The sequence below is a fragment of the Streptomyces ipomoeae 91-03 genome (assembly GCF_000317595.1).
In the GTDB taxonomy this organism is placed as follows: Bacteria; Actinomycetota; Actinomycetes; order Streptomycetales; family Streptomycetaceae; genus Streptomyces; species Streptomyces ipomoeae.
Window position 1 is genome coordinate 1 of sequence record NZ_AEJC01000303.1, and the last position, 16423, is coordinate 16423.

The 16423-nt window shown below is 68.7% G+C and carries 11 protein-coding genes and 2 pseudogenes; 6 read left to right on the forward strand and 7 right to left on the reverse strand.

Annotation, left to right across the window (positions count from 1 at the left end; translation table 11 throughout):
- Window positions 1-162 (reverse strand): annotated as a pseudogene (locus tag STRIP9103_RS46740) (arginase family protein); the annotation flags it as partial.
- A gap of 24 nt (window positions 163-186) precedes the next feature.
- Window positions 187-636 carry a DUF5707 domain-containing protein gene (locus tag STRIP9103_RS20330; RefSeq protein WP_048820637.1) on the reverse strand — a complete coding sequence of 150 codons (450 nt, stop codon included), beginning with the start codon at window positions 634-636 and terminating at the stop codon, window positions 187-189.
- 373 nt (window positions 637-1009) lie between these two features.
- On the opposite strand from STRIP9103_RS20330, the pseudogene STRIP9103_RS51665 reads away from it, so the two are divergent.
- From STRIP9103_RS51665 to STRIP9103_RS20345, 3 genes and pseudogenes are all read left to right on the forward strand, one after another.
- Window positions 1010-2137, forward strand: a pseudogene (locus STRIP9103_RS51665) (sensor histidine kinase); the annotation flags it as partial.
- A complete protein-coding gene (locus STRIP9103_RS20340; protein ID WP_009315863.1) occupies window positions 2134-2814 on the forward strand; it encodes a response regulator in 681 nt (226 codons plus the stop codon). The pseudogene STRIP9103_RS51665 and the gene STRIP9103_RS20340, both read left to right, overlap by 4 nt.
- Window positions 2815-2859: 45 nt before the next feature.
- Window positions 2860-3189, forward strand: coding sequence for an SCO4225 family membrane protein (locus tag STRIP9103_RS20345; RefSeq protein ID WP_009315832.1), 330 nt, complete (start codon window positions 2860-2862; stop codon window positions 3187-3189).
- Between the two features lie 337 nt (window positions 3190-3526).
- Here the strand turns inward: STRIP9103_RS20345 and STRIP9103_RS20350 are convergent, their stop codons facing one another.
- Both STRIP9103_RS20350 and STRIP9103_RS20355 read right to left on the reverse strand, forming a co-directional pair.
- Entirely contained in the window at window positions 3527-4213 is a 687-nt protein-coding gene (locus STRIP9103_RS20350; protein WP_009315867.1) for a response regulator, read from the reverse strand.
- Window positions 4210-5385 (reverse strand): sensor histidine kinase, encoded by a 1176-nt coding sequence (locus STRIP9103_RS20355; RefSeq protein ID WP_100243949.1) that lies wholly within the window; start codon window positions 5383-5385, stop codon window positions 4210-4212. The genes STRIP9103_RS20350 and STRIP9103_RS20355 overlap by 4 nt, the downstream gene beginning before the upstream one ends.
- A 144-nt stretch (window positions 5386-5529) precedes the next feature.
- On the opposite strand from STRIP9103_RS20355, the gene STRIP9103_RS20360 reads away from it, so the two are divergent.
- The gene (locus STRIP9103_RS20360; protein ID WP_009315874.1) at window positions 5530-7323 is read left to right on the forward strand and encodes a PDR/VanB family oxidoreductase; all 1794 of its coding nucleotides are present in this window, start codon (window positions 5530-5532) and stop codon (window positions 7321-7323) included.
- A gap of 1000 nt (window positions 7324-8323) precedes the next feature.
- Here STRIP9103_RS20360 and STRIP9103_RS20365 read toward each other — a convergent pair.
- Both STRIP9103_RS20365 and STRIP9103_RS20370 read right to left on the reverse strand, forming a co-directional pair.
- Window positions 8324-8746, reverse strand: coding sequence for a PIN domain nuclease (locus STRIP9103_RS20365; RefSeq protein ID WP_009315880.1), 423 nt, complete (start codon window positions 8744-8746; stop codon window positions 8324-8326).
- Window positions 8743-8958 carry a type II toxin-antitoxin system VapB family antitoxin gene (locus STRIP9103_RS20370; RefSeq protein ID WP_033320602.1) on the reverse strand — a complete coding sequence of 72 codons (216 nt, stop codon included), beginning with the start codon at window positions 8956-8958 and terminating at the stop codon, window positions 8743-8745. Before STRIP9103_RS20370 ends, STRIP9103_RS20365 begins: the two co-directional genes overlap by 4 nt.
- 293 nt (window positions 8959-9251) lie before the next feature.
- Here STRIP9103_RS20370 and STRIP9103_RS20375 point away from each other — a divergent pair, with 293 nt between their 5' ends.
- Complete coding sequence (locus tag STRIP9103_RS20375; protein WP_009315845.1) at window positions 9252-11285, forward strand: TerD family protein; 2034 nt, start codon at window positions 9252-9254, stop codon at window positions 11283-11285.
- A gap of 452 nt (window positions 11286-11737) precedes the next feature.
- Here the strand turns inward: STRIP9103_RS20375 and STRIP9103_RS50015 are convergent, their stop codons facing one another.
- The gene (locus tag STRIP9103_RS50015) at window positions 11738-12031 is read right to left on the reverse strand and encodes a hypothetical protein (protein WP_141586245.1); all 294 of its coding nucleotides are present in this window, start codon (window positions 12029-12031) and stop codon (window positions 11738-11740) included.
- Between the two features lie 555 nt (window positions 12032-12586).
- Between STRIP9103_RS50015 and STRIP9103_RS20385 the strand changes: the two genes are divergently transcribed.
- The gene (locus STRIP9103_RS20385) at window positions 12587-16237 is read left to right on the forward strand and encodes a laminin G domain-containing protein (RefSeq protein WP_408995605.1); all 3651 of its coding nucleotides are present in this window, start codon (window positions 12587-12589) and stop codon (window positions 16235-16237) included.
- Window positions 16238-16423 lie beyond the last annotated feature (186 nt).

Sequence of the window (16423 nt, forward strand, 5' to 3'; positions counted from 1 at the left end):
GTACAGCGGGCCGCGCGTGCCCACGTGCGAGAGGGCCGAGGTGTCGAGGATGCCCTCCTCCGCCGCCCGCCGGAACGGCGTGCCGTGCGTGTACTCGGCGCCGAAGTACGTGTCCCAGGTGTCGAGATGCGCGTCGAAGTGGAGCAGGGCCACCGGGCCTCTCGACCTGGGGGCTCGACGTGTGGGTCAGTGTGTGACGTCGAAGGTGGCGGCGCGGGGCACGAACGTCGTGTCCCCGTCCGTGGCAGTCGCCAGTGCCGAGACGTACCAGGTGCCCTTGGCCAGTTCGGCCGCCTCCCGCTTCGTGACCTTCAGCGTGTAGGTGCAACGGGTGGTCTCGTCCGAGGTGCCCTTGCACTTGGCGCTCTCCGCCGAGCGAAGCTCCGCCTCGGTCGGGTCGAGCTTCGAACTCGCGGGCCAGGCAAGGACCTTGAGGTCCCGGACGCCCGAGTCGTCACTCACCGCCACGGTGTAGGTGAGCGAGCCCGCGCTGCCTTCGGACGGAGCCACGTAGCGGGCCGAGCCATTCTCCAGGGTCGGTTCCGTGGAGGCAGAGGCCAGGGCAAGGCCGCCGCCGGCCACTCCGGCGAGGGCGACGGCGCCGATGAGCGAGGAGAACAGAACGCGCTTGGACATGGGAGATCCCCCTGAATTCGTTGGAGCGTCGGATACGCGGAAAAGCGTGGAAGAACTGCTGGAAGAACCGCTGGTGGAAGCAGCCTTGGAAGTGGTCGTAGAAGCGGTGGCCGACCGCGTTCTCGATGTGATCGAGCCTATGGCCGAGGCCCTGGCACCGTCCTCGCGCTGCGGGACGATTGGCGCGTCGAACCGCAGGCAGAGCATCTGCAACCCAGGTAAGAGACCGGGATCCGCCTCCAGCCCGAGTCGGGCCGCTCACCTGCGGCCATAGCCTTGATCCGCCATGAAATCCGTCATGAACCGAACCGACGACCGGCTTCTCCCGGTCCTGCTGATCTGCGCCCAGGCCGTGGTCTGGCCCGGAGCGGCGCTGGTCATCCGGGCGGAGGACGTGTCGAGCGGGACGCGGGTATCGGCGGGCGTCTTCTTCGCCCTGCTGTGGCTACGGAGGGCACCCCGGACGGCATACGGCGCGCTGCTCGGCCTGGCCCTGCTGTGGCCGGTGGCGATGGCGGTGGGGGACTACAACGGCCCGATCCTCCTCCCACCCGCACTGAGCCTGCTGGCCACCTGCGCGGCGCTGGGCTCGGACGAACTCCGGGGGACAACCCCCGGACCCCCAGCGGAAGAGCAGGTCGGCCGGCGTGACCGGCGCGGACGTCGCGAGGCACGTCTGACTGACATCGCCGCTCTCCCGGCGGAGTCCTCCGCCGTGCTCGTGCACGCGGCAGCCGCCACCGCCGCGGTCCTGGACCGGGGCACAACGGTTCCCACATGGGCGGTACCCGCGTTGGCCGCACTCGCCGCATCCCTCGCGGTCGCCGCGGCCCGCTGGGCCGGGGCCCTGCGCGATCGGCGCGAACGAGCCGACCGCGGCGCCCGGGACGAGCGCCTCGCCACCTGGACCGAGGAAGCCGTCCGGGACGCCTGGGCCGAGCGTCGCCGTATCGCCGCCGGCCTGGAAACCACCGTGCTGGCCCGCACCGCCGACATGGTCACCGAAGCGGAGGCCGGCCGGCTCGACGCGGCGGCCGACCGCGCCCGCGAGGCCCTGGCCGCGGCGCGTGCCCTGCTCGACACGGTCCGGGAGGGCGAGACAGCGCCCGAGCTGCGGCCGCAGCCCACCCTCCAGGCGCTCGACCTGCTCGCCCACCAACTCCGGGCCACCGGCCGCGACGTCGAGATACGGCTGACCGATCGAGTACCGGAACGACTGCCCACCGCCGTCGACTTGGCCGCCTACCACGCCGCCGAGACAGTGCTCGCGACCGGCGGTGAGGAACCGGCGGCGCTCGAACTCGACGTGGACGACGATACGTTGACGCTCACGGCCACCGGGGTGCCCCGCGCCGCCGACCCGGCCGTACGAGAACGGCTGACCACGCGGGTCTCGGCACTCGGCGGCACCCTGACCACCGGCCCGCAGGGCACCGTCCGTCTCTGGCTGCCACTCGCCGTCGCGCAGGGCAACTCGGACAGCGAGGAAAGGCAACGATGAGCCTCAATGTGCTGGTCGTCGACGACCAGGGCATCGTACGAGCGGGATTCGCCGCCGTGATCGACGCCGAAGAGGACATGAGGGTCGTCGGCGAGGCCGCGGACGGCGCGGCAGCGGTGCGGCTGGCCGAGGAACTGTCCCCCGACGTGGTCGTCATGGACGTACGCATGCCCGAACTGGACGGCATCGCCGCCACCCGCATCATCACCGGCCGCCAGGACGCGCCCCGTGTCCTCGTCCTGACCACCTTCGACCTCGACGCGTACGTCTTCGACGCCCTGCGCGCCGGCGCCTCGGGCTTCCTCCTCAAGGACGTACACCCTTCCGAACTGCTGCAGGGCATCCGGGTGGTGGCGGCCGGAGAGAGCGTGCTCGCCCCGTCCGCGACCCGCCGCCTCATCGGCCACTACGCGTCCGGACCGAGCGCCGCGGTCCCGGCCGGGAGCTCCCCCGAGCTGGACATCCTGACCGGCAGCCAGCGGGGCGTCCTCACCCTGGTCGCGGCCGGCCTCACCAACGCGGAGATCGCCGAGCGACTCGGCATCACCGTGGGCACCGTGAAGTCCCACGTGAACGCGCTGCTCCGCAAACTCGGCCTGCGCGACCGCGTACAGGCGACGATCCTCGCGTACGACCTCGGCCTCGCCCGCCCGAACCCACCCGGCACCCACCTCTGACCACCGTCCTCCGACCACCGCGACGCAACCTAAGGAGTCCGTCCCGTGACCGGTACCGATCATGATTCCGTCAAATCCGACTTCCGCCGCTTTCGTGACCACCTCGGCGTCATCGGCCTCCTCTACCTCGCGGTCTGCGCCGTCCTGCTCGTGTGGGCGCTCATGGCGAACGCGGGCGACAGCTCGGGCGAGTCCATGGCGGGTGTCATCCCGCTCCTCGCCACCGCCCCCGCCAGCCTCGTGTACCTCGTGCTGCCGGACAACACCGTGATGTTCATCAGCGCCGTCGCTCTCGGGGCAGAGGTCAACGCCGAGATCATCGGCTGGTGCACCCGCGCACTGCGCCGCGGCGGTCGCCCGGACTCAGCGTCCTGAGCCGCGGCACCACTCGCTCGCCCGCAAACCCTTTGGGGCGCGCGGAGGGCACGAACCTGCGAATTGGACTAGACAACAAACAAACCCCAGGGCTACTGACCTGGGCATACGTGCTCTGGGGTAGCGCTCGGGAGCGTAGGATCGCACCGCTGTTGACCGTGGTTTACCGGTCTTGTGGGCACGCTATGGGCACGCCGTCGGCTCGGGGACGTCGGGAGCCCTTCTGGGAGGCTGACGACGGCCCAAGCCCTGGAGGCGAGCGCCGGCCGGAAGGGCGCCATTGCAGGAGCACACGCAGGAGGGGGCAGCGGCGGCCGACCAACTCGGGGCGGAGGTGTCAGTCGAGCAAGCCGGCTTGGTGAGCCAGGATCGCCGCCTGCACCCGGTTGGCGAGGTCCAGCTTGGTGAGGATCCGGCTGACGTGGGTCTTCGCCGTCGCCTCGCTCATGTAGAGCGTGGCCGCGATCTCGGTGTTCGACAGACCGCCGCCGACGGCGACCAGCACCTCTCGTTCCTTGTCCGTGAGCGCTGCGAGCCGCTGCTCGGCGTCGCTGCGCCGAGCCGGTACCGGCTCGGCGAATTTCCGCAGCAGCCTGCGGGTGATGCGCGGGGAGATCATCGCGTCGCCGCGCGCTGCGCTGCGCACCGCGGCGAGCATGTCGTCGGCCGACGCGTCCTTCAGCAGGAACCCGACGGCGCCGTTGCGGAGCGCGGTGTGCACGTACTCGTCGAGGTCGAACGTGGTGAGCACGACGACGTACGGCGGCGGGTCGAGCCGTGTCATCCGCTCGGTTGCCGTCAGCCCGTCGCCTCGTGGCATCCGGATGTCCATGAGCACGACGTCGGGCTGGAGCGTCCGTGCGAGGTCGACGGCCTCGACGCCGTCGGACGCCTCGCCCGTCACCGTGATGTCGGGTGCCGCCTCCATGATGGTGCGCAGCATCGAACGCACCATCCACTCGTCGTCGACGATCAGCGTCCTGATCGGACTGATCGGACTGATCGGATTGACCGGAGCGGTCATCGATCCTCCCCCCGAGAGATCGGTATCTCGGCGATCACCTCGAAGCCGTCGTCGGAGGTGGGACCCCCGGTGAACTCGCCGCCGACCAGCCGCACCCGCTCCGCGAGCCCGAGCAGTCCATGGCCGCCGGCCGGCAGTGAGGCATCGGTGGCCCGCCGCCCCCGGCCATTGGTGACCGACAGCCGCAGCAGCCGCGGAGTCTGCTGGATGCGTACTCGGGTCCGTGCTCCCGGCGCGTGCTTGTGCACGTTGGTCAGCGCCTCCTGTACGAATCGGTAGGCCGTGTGTTCCACGAGCAGCGGGGGCCGCTCCCCCGCGCGGTTCGCCACGTCCAGGGTGACGGGGACGCCGATCCGGCGGGACTCCTCGATCAGGGCGTCCAGATCGGCGAGCCCCGGCTGCGGAGCGAGCGGCGCGTCGTCGTCGTTGCGCAGGACCTCCACCAAGGAGCGGAGTTCGGCGAGTGCCTCGCGCCCGGTCGCTCCGATCTGTTTTCCGATGGTGACCGCGTCTTCGCCCTTGGACACCTCCAGTGCGGTGGCCTGAAGCACCATCAGCGAAACTCGGTGAGTGACCACGTCGTGCATGTCGCGAGCGATGTGAGCCCGCTCGTCGCTTCGGGCCCGTGCGATGCGCTGCTGCTGCTCGCGTTCGATGCGTTCCGCCCGCTCGCGGATCCGTTCCACCAGTTCGTGCCGGGTGCCGACATACATGCCCAGAAGCGCCGGGGCGACGCATACCGCGATGCTGATCGGGATCGCGCCGTCGCCGCCGGCGTGCCGCCAGATCGGAATGCCGACCACGATGGCCGAGGCCAGCATGCCGACGACAATCCTGGGCCAGGCGGTGGTGCGCTCGGCCAGCGTGTACAGCGCGACCACGACGGCCGCATGAGCTGACACGAGAGCATTCGCCAGCAGTGATCCCACCAGAAGGATCACCGGAAGCCCGTGCCGCCACCTGGTCAGCAGCCCGACCCCCACCGCAAGCGGGACGCCGAGCCACAGCGGCGGGAAGCGGTCGTCGAATCCGGCGAAGCTGGGCCCGAAGAAGTCGTTGGTACCGAACTCGCCGGTCGCCGTGAACACCACGACGACGAGCGCCACTGCCGTATCGATCACAGGGCGGCGGCGGTACCGGGGCGTCGCCAGGTGTGGGTCCTGCGTAGTCATCGTGCTCTCAGGCTAGGTGTCCCCCACCCGTGCGCGCGTCAGCAGAAAGTTGTACGCGACGCCGGAGAGTCACAGCCGATCCGGTGACCCGCTTTCCCGGATCGGCCGATGCCCCGGCAGGGCACTACCGGCAACGCTCATCGCATGGTCATCACAGAACGTCTGGGCCGGTGGCTCAGCCCCAGAAGCCTGCAACTCGCCTTCGGTGTCTTCTCACTCGTCGCGGGCGCCTTGATCGCGCTGCGGCAGGACGTCAACCATCCCCTGTTCCAGACCGCCGGGACGGTGGGCTACGCGGTTGCCGCGGTGCTCTCGTTCTGCGGTCGGATCGCGCTCGGCCGCGCGGCGAGCGCCGCCCGCGCCCGGCGGATCCTGATCGTCTTCCACCTGCTCTTCATCCCCGCCCAGTTCCTGTTCCTGCTCGCCCACCAGATGCCGTGGCTCGGCATGCTGCTGTCGACGATGATCACGGTCGGGCTGAAGCCGCGTTTCCCGCGGCTCGGGCGGATGTCGCGCAAGATGTGGCTGACGCTGCACGTCGGCGTCGGCGTCGGCTGGCTGGGTGTCTCCCTCGCCATGCTCGCCCTGTCCATCGTTGGCGTGACCACGGACAGCCATGAGGTGCGGCACAGCTCTTATGTGCTCATGAACACGTTCGATGTCGCCCTGGCGATCCCGAGCGTCTTCCTGGCGATCATCACCGGCGTCGTGGTGTCGCTCGGCACGCCCTGGGGGCTGGTCAAGCACCGCTGGGTACTGGCCAAGCTGATCATCGCGCTCAGCCTTCCGGTCCTCGCCACCTTTGAGGGTGAGTGGATCGACACCCTGGCAGCACGCACCGAGAACCCTGCCGCCGAACCGGGAGAGACCGGGATCCTGCTGGTCGGAGCCATGTCGCTGTTCCTGGCCCTGCTCTGGACCGCGGTAATCCTCTCCGTCTTCAAGCCCGGCGGCAAGACGCGCTGGGGACGCAGGGAGGGCAGGCGGCGACGCCCTTCGGAGACCGCGGTCACCGTGGCAGCCGTCCAGCCGGTCGCGGACGGCATCATCGCGCTGGACCTGGCGCCGGCCGACGGCGCCCGGCTGCCGACCTGGAAGCCCGGCGCGCACATCGACCTCGTACTGCCGTCCGGCCTCGTGCGACAGTACTCCCTGTGCGGCGACCCAGCCGTCGCGGACCGCTACCGCGTCGCGGTCCTGCACGAACCGGACGGACGCGGTGGATCCACCGAAGTCCATCAGCTCGCACCGGGCACCACCCTCAAGATCCGCGGGCCCCGCAACCACTTCCCGCTGGTCGACGCGCCCTCGTATCTTTTGGTCGCCGGTGGTATCGGGATCGCCCCGTTCGTGCCGATGATCGAGCAGTTGGCGGCTCAGGACGCGGACTGGCACCTCGTCCACCGCGGCCGGTCCCTGGCCGAGATGGCCTTCGTCGAGCAACTCGCCCGGTCCCACCCACAGCGGGTGACGATCTCGTCGGCCGACAAGCAGCAGCGGCCCGACCTCGAGGCGATTCTGCGCGCGGCGTCCGCCGGGACCGCGGTCTACTGCTGCGGCCCAGAGGCGATGCTCGACGCGGTCGAGGCATTGATGCCCATCGCCTGCCCGCGGGGCACGCTCCACGTGGAGCGGTTCACGGCGAGCTCTCGCGCGGGTGAGACCCCCAGTGCACCGTTCGAGGCCGAACTGCGGAGGTCGGGCCGGGTGGTGCGGGTGCCGATCGGCCAAAGCCTGCTGTCGGCGCTGCAGGACATCGATCCGAGCCTGGACTTCTCCTGCGAGAACGGGGTGTGTGGCAGCTGCGAGATCCGCGTGCTCGGCGGCGTCCCGGATCACCGCGACCACGTGCTGCAGCCCGACGAACGCGACCGTCACGACGTCATCTACCCATGCGTCTCTCGCGCGCACGGCGCCCGGATAGTCCTCGACGCCTGACCGACGGCACGCTGAGTATGAAGTTCCGGGCAGTGAAGCCCCCTGAGGGGCTGGAGCAGCTGCCCAGCAAGGTGCCGGCTTTCGCGCAGCTGCTCCCACATCCCGGCGTTGCCGGGCGTCTTGTCCACGATGATCTGCTTGCCGCTGCGCACGAGCTCCCGGTGCGTGATCGGCTCGCCGAGCCACAGGTGGCCACTGCCGCATGGTCCGCAGATCGAGGCGGAAGCGCACTGGTTTGCGGCCGCGAGAGGTTCTGAGCCGACCAGACATAAGCACCGCACACCGAGGTGCCGTCCGGGCCGGAAGCCCTTCACCGGGGCGTGAGGTGGGTGATGTCGACCCGGCGACGGACGGATGACCGACACGGAAGGGGCCGGTCGGTCCGGAGGAGAGGCGGCCACGGGCCGGACGGTGTCCGTCGACTCACTCGTCGACGGCCTGTGGGAGAGAAACCGCCAGCCGACGTGGCCAACTCTCTTGCGGGCGCTGGTGTCCCGGCTGCGCAGGGCGCTGCGCGGGTCCGCGACGGTGGAGTCCGTGTCCGGCGGCTACCGGCTCTCGCGGGCCGGGGACGTTCACCGCTTCGGTGATCTGATCGATCGGGAACAGGCATGGACAACAAACAAACCCCAGGCCGCTGACCTGGTGTTTCTCTCTGGAGTGGGTGACGAGAATCGAACTCGCGCTCTCAGCTTGGGAAGCGACGGCGCTTGGGTGGGCGTTATGGCTCTGACCTGCACAGATGCTTTCCCTGCCGGGTGGTCGTGCGGGTCGGATCGCACCGGTGTTGACCGTGGTTGTCCGCTCCTACGGGCACGCTATGGGCACGGCTTCGAAGAACGGCAGGCAGGAGGCGTGCGCGAACGGGCTCTTGGCCTGACTCGACCGGTTCGGAGGTCCGGTTCGGAGGACCTTCGCGTGCGCACAGGAGGTCCGGCGAAGCGCGTGCCTGTCAGGGGTTGGTTGTTGCGTTCCTCGGAGCAGCCGACGCGGCCCTGATTCACTTTCCGGCTTCTGGGCCGTACCACTGGAGTGCCTGGCCGGTGACGGCGGCGATGCACTCGAAGTCCCGGTCACGGTGCAGGAGGGTCAGCCCCTGTAGTTCGGCTGTGGCGGCCACGACGAGGTCGACGGGTCCGGCGCTGCGGTGCTGTCCGCGCTGGGTGAGGATCTCCTGGACCTGCCAGGCGCGGTCGTAGGCGCGGTCGTCGACCGGCACCCAGCCGAAGAGCAGGCGCATGTCCTCGATGCCCTGCGCACGGTCGGCGGCGGAGCGCGCGCTGTAGAAGAACTCAAGCTCGGTGATGGGGCACGTGGCGACGAGTCCGGCTGCTGCTGCCTGATCCCATCCGTACTGTTCGGCGTCGCCGCGCAGCAGGCGAGCGAGCGCGCTGGTGTCGATCAGGTATTGCGCGGCGTTCACCGGCGGTAATTCCCCTTGTCCTCGAAGAGGTCCAGGTCGAAGGCGCCTTCTTCCGCCGCCGCGCGCAGGCGGGTGAGTGCCAGAGCGCGCCGCCGGTTTTCGAGCACCTCGCGCAGGGCGGTGTTGACCGTTTCCTTCTTGGTGCTGGTGCCGAGGGCCTTGGCCACGTCAGCGACCAGCTGATCGTCGAGGTCGATCACCGTTCGACTCATGGGGCACCTCCATAGATATAGTCCATGACACAGATGATATCCGTACTGGTGCATCGGGTCACTTCCTGCGAACCGTGCGGTGGGCCGGGGCTCCTGATGGTCGTACTCAGCGGACCGCGGGTCACTGTGCCCCCCGGCGCTCTTCCTGACGTTTCTTGCGGACAGCCGGAGCCTGCGTTCGTCGAGTACTACAGTTCCGCTGTGCATTGAGTGTGCGGCACGTCACACGGGATTCGCCGACAGTGGTGAAGGGCGGGCGATTCAGGTCTGACGTGCCCTATTGGGGGTGGGGCATGTACGAGTTGACCAAGGGTGCCAATGTGGGGCTGACGAGCCTGAGCGAGAGCGTCGACTCCGTGATGGTGAGTCTGGACTGGACCAGTCCGACGGGTGAGGGCGACGCGGACGTATCCGTACTGCTGCTGGATGCGGGCGGCAAGGTCCGCAGCGACGCCGACTTCTACTTCTACAACAACCCGGTCGCCGCCGACGGGAGCGTCCAGCTCCTCGGCAAGACGCCCACGGGGAGCGGCAGCAAGGACCAGATCAGTTTCGACCTCACCTCGGTCCCGGACGACATCGACCGGATCGTGGTGGCCGCGAGCCGGTACGGCGGAGCTCACTTCGGGGAGCTGGACGATCTGCAGCTGACGTTGGCCGACAGCTCCGGCGAGGGGCTGCTCCGGTTCGCCATCGATGACGCCGACTCGGTGAGCGCGTTCATCTTCGGTGAGCTCTACCGTCGCGGCGGAGAGTGGAAGCTCCGGGCTGTCGGGCAGGGCTACGACGCGGGACTGGCAGGTCTGGCGACGGACTTCGGCGTCGACATCGACGATGACGCGGCTGCCGAGGAGGCGCCCGACGGCACAGCAGGCGACGAGCAGGCGGATGCCGCGGGTCCGGATGCCGTTCCCGAACCACACGCGAGACTGGAGGCCGTCCCGGCACCCCGGCGGCCCGACGCGGACACGGAACCGAAGAAGGTGCCTTCACGGCCCCGCACGGCCAAGAAGAAGGTCACCTTGCCCAAGGCGGTCAAGAAGTCCTTGGCGGAGAACGAGTCGTGGAAGGAGGCCAGGCTCTTTCCGGTGTCCGCGCTCAAGAGCGATCGGGACCGTGAGATGCGGGCCACCTCGGTGCTGTTGTCGGTAATGGCGCAGATCCCGGAGTTCGGCAGAAGACTCACCGCCGCGTTCGGAGCACCCGCCGGCCGCATGGAGACGTTCACCGAGGTCTCACTGCCGCACGGCGACACCCCACGGCGCCCGGACGGAGTGATCCGCGTCGAGCGAGCCGGCAAGCTGTGGACGGCACTGGTCGAGACGAAGACCAACGGCAATGCCCTCAAGGCCGAACAGGTGCAGGCGTACATGGACATCGCCGCGCGCCGGGGCTACGAAGCCGTCATCACGCTCTCGAACGACGTCGCCCTCGAAGGCAGCCCGCTGGTCGACGTCAGGATCGACGGACGGCGCAAGCACAAGGTGGCCCTGTGGCACCTGTCCTGGGCCGAAGTAGCCCACCAGGCCCAGATGTTGATCCGACATGAGGGCGTGGGCAACATGGCGCACGCCTGGCTGCTCCAGGAATTGCTGCACTACCTCCAGCACGAGAACTCCGGATGCCACGGCTTTCAGAACATGGGCTCGGCCTGGGTCCCCGTACGCAACGGCATCGATGAGGAAACCCTGTGTCAGGGGGACTCACGTGCCCTCGAGGTGGTGGAGAGCTGGGAGCGGCTTATCCGTCAGGTCTGTCTCAGACTCGGTGGCGAACTCGGTCAGAAGGTCCTGCCTGTCCAGCGCTCCAAGCGCGGAGCCGATCCCGGAGCCCGCCGGGCCCGCCTGGCCGATCAGCTCTGTCTCGAAGGAAGACTGCAGGCGGAGCTGCGCATCGAAGGTACGCCCGGCGTTCTCGCGATCACCGCCGACCTGCGCACCGGCAAACTCCGCATCTCCATCGAAATCCCGGCGCCTGCACAGGGCTACCCCCTGACCTGGGCAAAACGGCTCGTACGATGTCTCGCCGAAGCTCCCGCGGACCTCCACATCGAGACCCTGGTCGACGGCGAGGCCGGAGGGCCTCGGAGCACATTGGAGCGGCTGCGCCCGGAGCCGGCGGACATGCTGCCGAAGAACGGCCTGCAGATCACCGGTTTCCGGCTGTCTCTCCTCAAGAGCATGGGCAGCGGCCGCGGCAATGCCGAGTCCGGCTTCATCCGCAGCGTCGACGACGCCGTGCACCGGTTCTACGCCACAGTGGTGGCCCACCTGGACCGTCCGGCAACTCGACGGGCATCGCCCGCGGAACGATCTGCCACAGGTTGAGGGATGTCTCGGGCAGGGGGACAGCCATCCTGACCATGGCGCGACGGACATGCGAAGCACCACAGGGAGAGAACGGGGAGCCCTCTCCCTGATGGTGCGGTTGGTGGTGCGCCACCCCTCCCGGTCTAGATAACAATGAACCCCCGGGTCTCTGACCTGGGGGTTTCGCATGGAGCGGGTGACGAGAATCGAACTCGCGCTCTCAGCTTGGGAAGCGACGGCGCTTGGATGGACGGATGGCTTCTGACCTCGGCATATGTGACTTGGTGTGGCGTCCGGGAGCGCACGATTGCACCGCTGTTGACCGTGGTTTACCGGTCTTACGGGCACGCTATGGGCACGGCGCCGGCTCGAAGGCGTGGAGGGCCCCTTTTGGCGGATGACGGGCGGCTGAGCTCTGGAAGCGATCGGTGACCGGAAGGCCGCTGTTGCAGGAGCATATGGAGGGGGGCTCAGTGGCGGCCGAACAACTCGGGGCGGAGGTGGCTCGGAGCGGCTCCCGCGACACGGGCCTGCTCGGGGTGGACACCGCCGAGGCGATAGAGCGGGCCGACGTCGGGGAGAGGGGCCGCGAGGAGGTGTCGGTCATTGGGGTGTGCGAAGGCCATGAAGTACGCCTGGGCCAGGATGCGCTCGTTGACCTCTTTCGCCGCTTCGTGGCTCTCTTCTGGAGTCAGCTGAAGGTGAGAGGGCCTGTCAGCGGCAGAGTGACTGAAGACCGGCAGGGTGCGTCGGCCCACAGGCATGACGATCTCGTCAACCCTGGCCAGTCCTCGGTTCCGAGTGCTCTGGACCTGGATGAGGGTCCTCGTCTGCCGGATCTCTCGCTGTCCCACTCCGTTCTCTGACTGGGCACAGCCTCCCATCGAACGATGCGTGCCGGGCCCAGCACGGCACTTGGGATGGCTCGCTGTGCTGGTTTCGGTTGTCCTGCTGCTGAAGGGCATAGAGCTGACAAGACATGGGGCGTCGCGTTGGTGGCCGATGAGCGCAGGCGCGATGCTCGTCCTCAGCCTCCATGGGCTGTATCGGATCCGGCGGGACAGTCGCCAGAACGGGCTGTGATCGCTTCTTGTCTGCTGGGACGTGGGCAGGGCACAGCACTGGCCAAGGGGCGTAGCGCTCGGGGCAGTGCCGCCCGATCGCGTCATGGTGCACCGCAACCTCTTTAGTCACATTTTCATCACGCGATGTTTTCGTTGCGCGCTCATGGCAAATATTGCGCCAAGTAATCGTCATGACTTGGTCGTGAGCACGGGGGCTGGATCGTGAGTTGGAGACGAAGACGTCGCGTCGTCGACGTGCACGGAAGACGGGTACGGCTCCTTGGTTCCGCTGCGATCGCGGTGGCGGTCCTGGCGGCACTGTCCGCAGGGGCGCCGGTCTCGCAGGCGGTGGCGGATGAAGCGGAGCAACCGCTGTCGGAGGGGCAGAAGGCGCTCGCCGCGGCTCAGGAGTCCGGGAAGCGCGTCGAAGTCGTAGGCGAGCGTACGGAGCGCACGACTGTTTTCGCCAACCCGGACGGTTTCACCTTCACGTTGGAGGAGTCCGCGGTCCCCGTGCGGGTGCCCACGGCAGACGGGGGCTGGCAGGCGCCGGACGCCTCCCTGGAGGTCCGGGCGGACGGGACGGTGGTGCCGAAGGCCGCGGCGGTGGAGATGGAGTTCTCGGGCGGCGGGACGAAGCAACCGCTGGTGAAGATCTCCGACACGGGACGGTCGCTCCGGATCGGCTGGCCCGGAGAGCTTCCCGAACCGGAGTTGGACGGGAACAACGCCGTCTATCCGGAAGTGCTCCCAGGCGTGGACCTGAGGATCACGGCGTCCGTGGAGGGGTTCCGCCATGTACTGGTGGTCAAGTCTCCCGAGGCCGCGGCCCAGGAGGAACTCAAGGAGATCGACTACGCGTTGAAGGCGACCGGCCTGACCCTGCTCAAGGGCAAGGCGGGCAACCTCACCGCGATCGACGACGACGGCAACCGCGTCTTTCGGGCCCCGCCCGCACAGATGTGGGACTCCGCCGGTTCGGCGTCCGGCGCGCAGCCCATGTCCCTGGCGGCAACCGCCGAGGACGAGGGCTCGGATCCCGCCGAGACGGGCGCGGCTTCCGCGGAGGATGCGGAACCCGGCGCGGGGGCCACCGTCACCACCATGGACGTCAAGGTCTCCGACGAGGCGCTGACGGTGATCCCGGACGCGGAGATGCTGACCGGCACGGAGGCGTCGGCGTTCCCGCTGTACATCGATCCGACCGTGACCTGGGGCGAGTCGGAGCGCACGCTGTTGCGCAGCGACGGCTACGAGTCGTACGGCTGGGGCAACGGCGACGACGGCCTGGGCAAGGGCGCGGGCAAGTGCGGTACCTGGAACAACTATTACTGCGGGCCGGGCTATGTGCAGCGGCTGTACTTCGAGTTCTCGCCGGCGAGCCTGAAGGGCAAGCACGTTCTGGACGCCACGTTCCGGGTGACCGAACCGTGGGCGTTCCAGTGCGACCCGCGCTGGGTGGACCTGGTGCGCACGAACAACATCTCGTCCTCCACCACCTGGTCCTCGCGGCCCAAGGCGCTCGATCTGATGGGCGACCGGCATGTGTCGGCGGGGCGCGGTTCGCTGTGCGACCCGGACTCCCCGGACGCACCCATCGAGTTCAACGACAACCCGGAGGAGACGAACGAGAACCTCACCCCGACCGTGCGGAGCTTCGCGGCGGGCAAGTTCTCCCGGCTCACCCTGGAGATCCGGGCGCACGACGAGAGCGACACCAGCGCGTGGAAGCGGTTCAAGAACGACGCCGTGCTGGCGGTCGACTTCGTCGGTCTGCCTGCCAAGCCCACGGGCATCGGCCTGGTGACCGGCTCCGGCACGGTGTGCGAGACGAGCGAGTCGGACCCGGCGATCGTCTCCGACCCCACCCCGGCCCTCACCGCGACGGCGCAGACCTCGGCCGGCGGCGAGAAGGACGCTCAGCTGCGCGTCTACCACGACCTCGACCACAAGAACAGCGACGGCACCTGGTCGGACACCACGGCCGGCAACGGTGACCTCAGCCCGTCCAGCGGGTACGTCGGCGACGGTGTGAAGCTGACCAAGTCCTGGTCCACGCTGACCGAGGGCAAGCTGTACCGGTACCGGGCCTGGGTGCGGTCGTACTACAACAGCGGAGACAGCTACCTGGCGGGGCCGTCGAACGCCTCGACGAGCGGCTGGTGCTACTTCAAGGTCGACCCGACCGCTCCCAAGGCCCCGAAGATCACCGTCGGCAGTCCCTACTCCGCCTGTACCGACACGGCCTGCCCGGCGGGAGGCGGCCCCGGCCAGAAGGGCACCTTCACCTTCGGTCCAGCCACCGGGGACTCCAACGTCGCCTACCAGTACAAGCTGTCCACCGCGGACGCCTGGTCGACGCCCATCAACGGATCGACGGTGTCGAAGGACATCACGCCCGACAGCTCCGGCACGTACAGCGTGTATGTACGGGCGAAGGACAGCGTGGGCCGCTGGGGCGCGCAGAACGTGGTGGACTTCCTCGTCGCCGCGGGTGAGGGCCCGGTCGGGCGCTGGCACTTCGACGAGCCGGACGGTGTCGCCAAGGACTCCGCGACCGCCGACGGCGCCGACGACGCGACGCCGGCCGGGGGCGCGGCCCGTGACGACCGCGGGCGACGCGGACTGATCACGCACGACAGCGAGGGCCAGCCTCTGGCAGAGGCGGTCACGGACAAGGGGCTGTCGCTGAACGGGACCACCGCCTACGCGGAGACCAGCGCGCCGGTGCTGGAGACCCGCTCCGCCTACACGGTCTCCGCCTGGGCGCGGCTGGACCAGGGCGGCAAGAACGCCTCCGTGCTCGCACAACCCGGGGGACAGGGCAACACGTTCGTCCTCTGGTATCTCGCCGATGTGAAGCAGTGGTTCTTCGGCGTGCTCGACCAGGACGGATCCACGCTCCGCGGGAAGTATTCCGTCTACGCCGCCCAGACGGGGGTGTGGACCCACCTGGCCGGCAGCTATGACCCGGCCACGGAGGAGCTGATCTTCTACGTGGACGGCCGTCGGCAGAGCCAGCCCCTGGCGACCGGCGCGGGCTCCTGGGAGTCCACCGGCGGACTGCAGTTCGGCCGCTACAAGTTCCCGAGCGGCAGTTCCACGTACCACTTCCCCGGCTCGATCGACGAAGTCGCCGTCTGGCAGCGGGTCCTGACCCACGAGGAGGTCGCGGACGAGACAAAGCTGTTGGTCTCGGAGAACTTCGCCGGCGTCGAGTTGGTGGCGGACTGGAACGCGGCGAGGGGAAGCGGAACGACCGTGACGGACACCACGTCCGGCTACGGCAGGAGCCTGACCCTGGCCGGCGGCGCCGCCATCAGCGATGAGGCCATCGTCCTGGACGGAGTGGATGACGCGGCCACGGCCCCGGGCCCGCTGGTGTACGACCATGCCCCGTTCACCGTGTCCACGCTCGTCGAACTGGACTCCGCGAAACTGGTGAGCAAGGACATCGGATACACCGGCCAGGTCCTGGGCCAGCGCACGGAGGACGGCTCGGCCTGGGGCTTCTGGTACGAGCTGACCGGCAAGGACACGGTCCTCGACGAGGAAACGCTGGAGGAGACCACGAGGCCCGTCGGCGTCTGGCACTTCGGCCGCCTGAACGCTGACGGCACCTTCTCCTCCGTGGTCTCCGACGAAGTGGCCGCCCTGGACAGTCCGGTACGGCTGACCGGCATCTACGACTCGGTGTACGGCACGATCAGCCTCTATCTGGGCTATGGGCAGAACGGCGACGCCAAGGCGTTCACCGTCCAGCTGGGCAGCGGCGACTTCGCCATCGGCAAGGGCTTCACGAACGGCACATGGAAGCACTACCTGCCCGCCCGTGTCTCTGAAGTCCGTCTGTGGGCGGGGGCGATGGCAAGCCCGGAGCAGGTCGAAGTCCGCGTAGGCGACTGATCTGATCCGCGTGAACTGATCGGCCTGATCTGATCCGCGTGATCTGATCCGCGTGAACTCACGTGGACCGATCCGCGCGCAAGGAGTGGTGCGGCGCCGTGACGGCGGCGTCGCACCACCCGACCGGCACATCACCTGTCACCGGCACATCACCGATCACCGGCACGTCACCGATCACCGGCACGT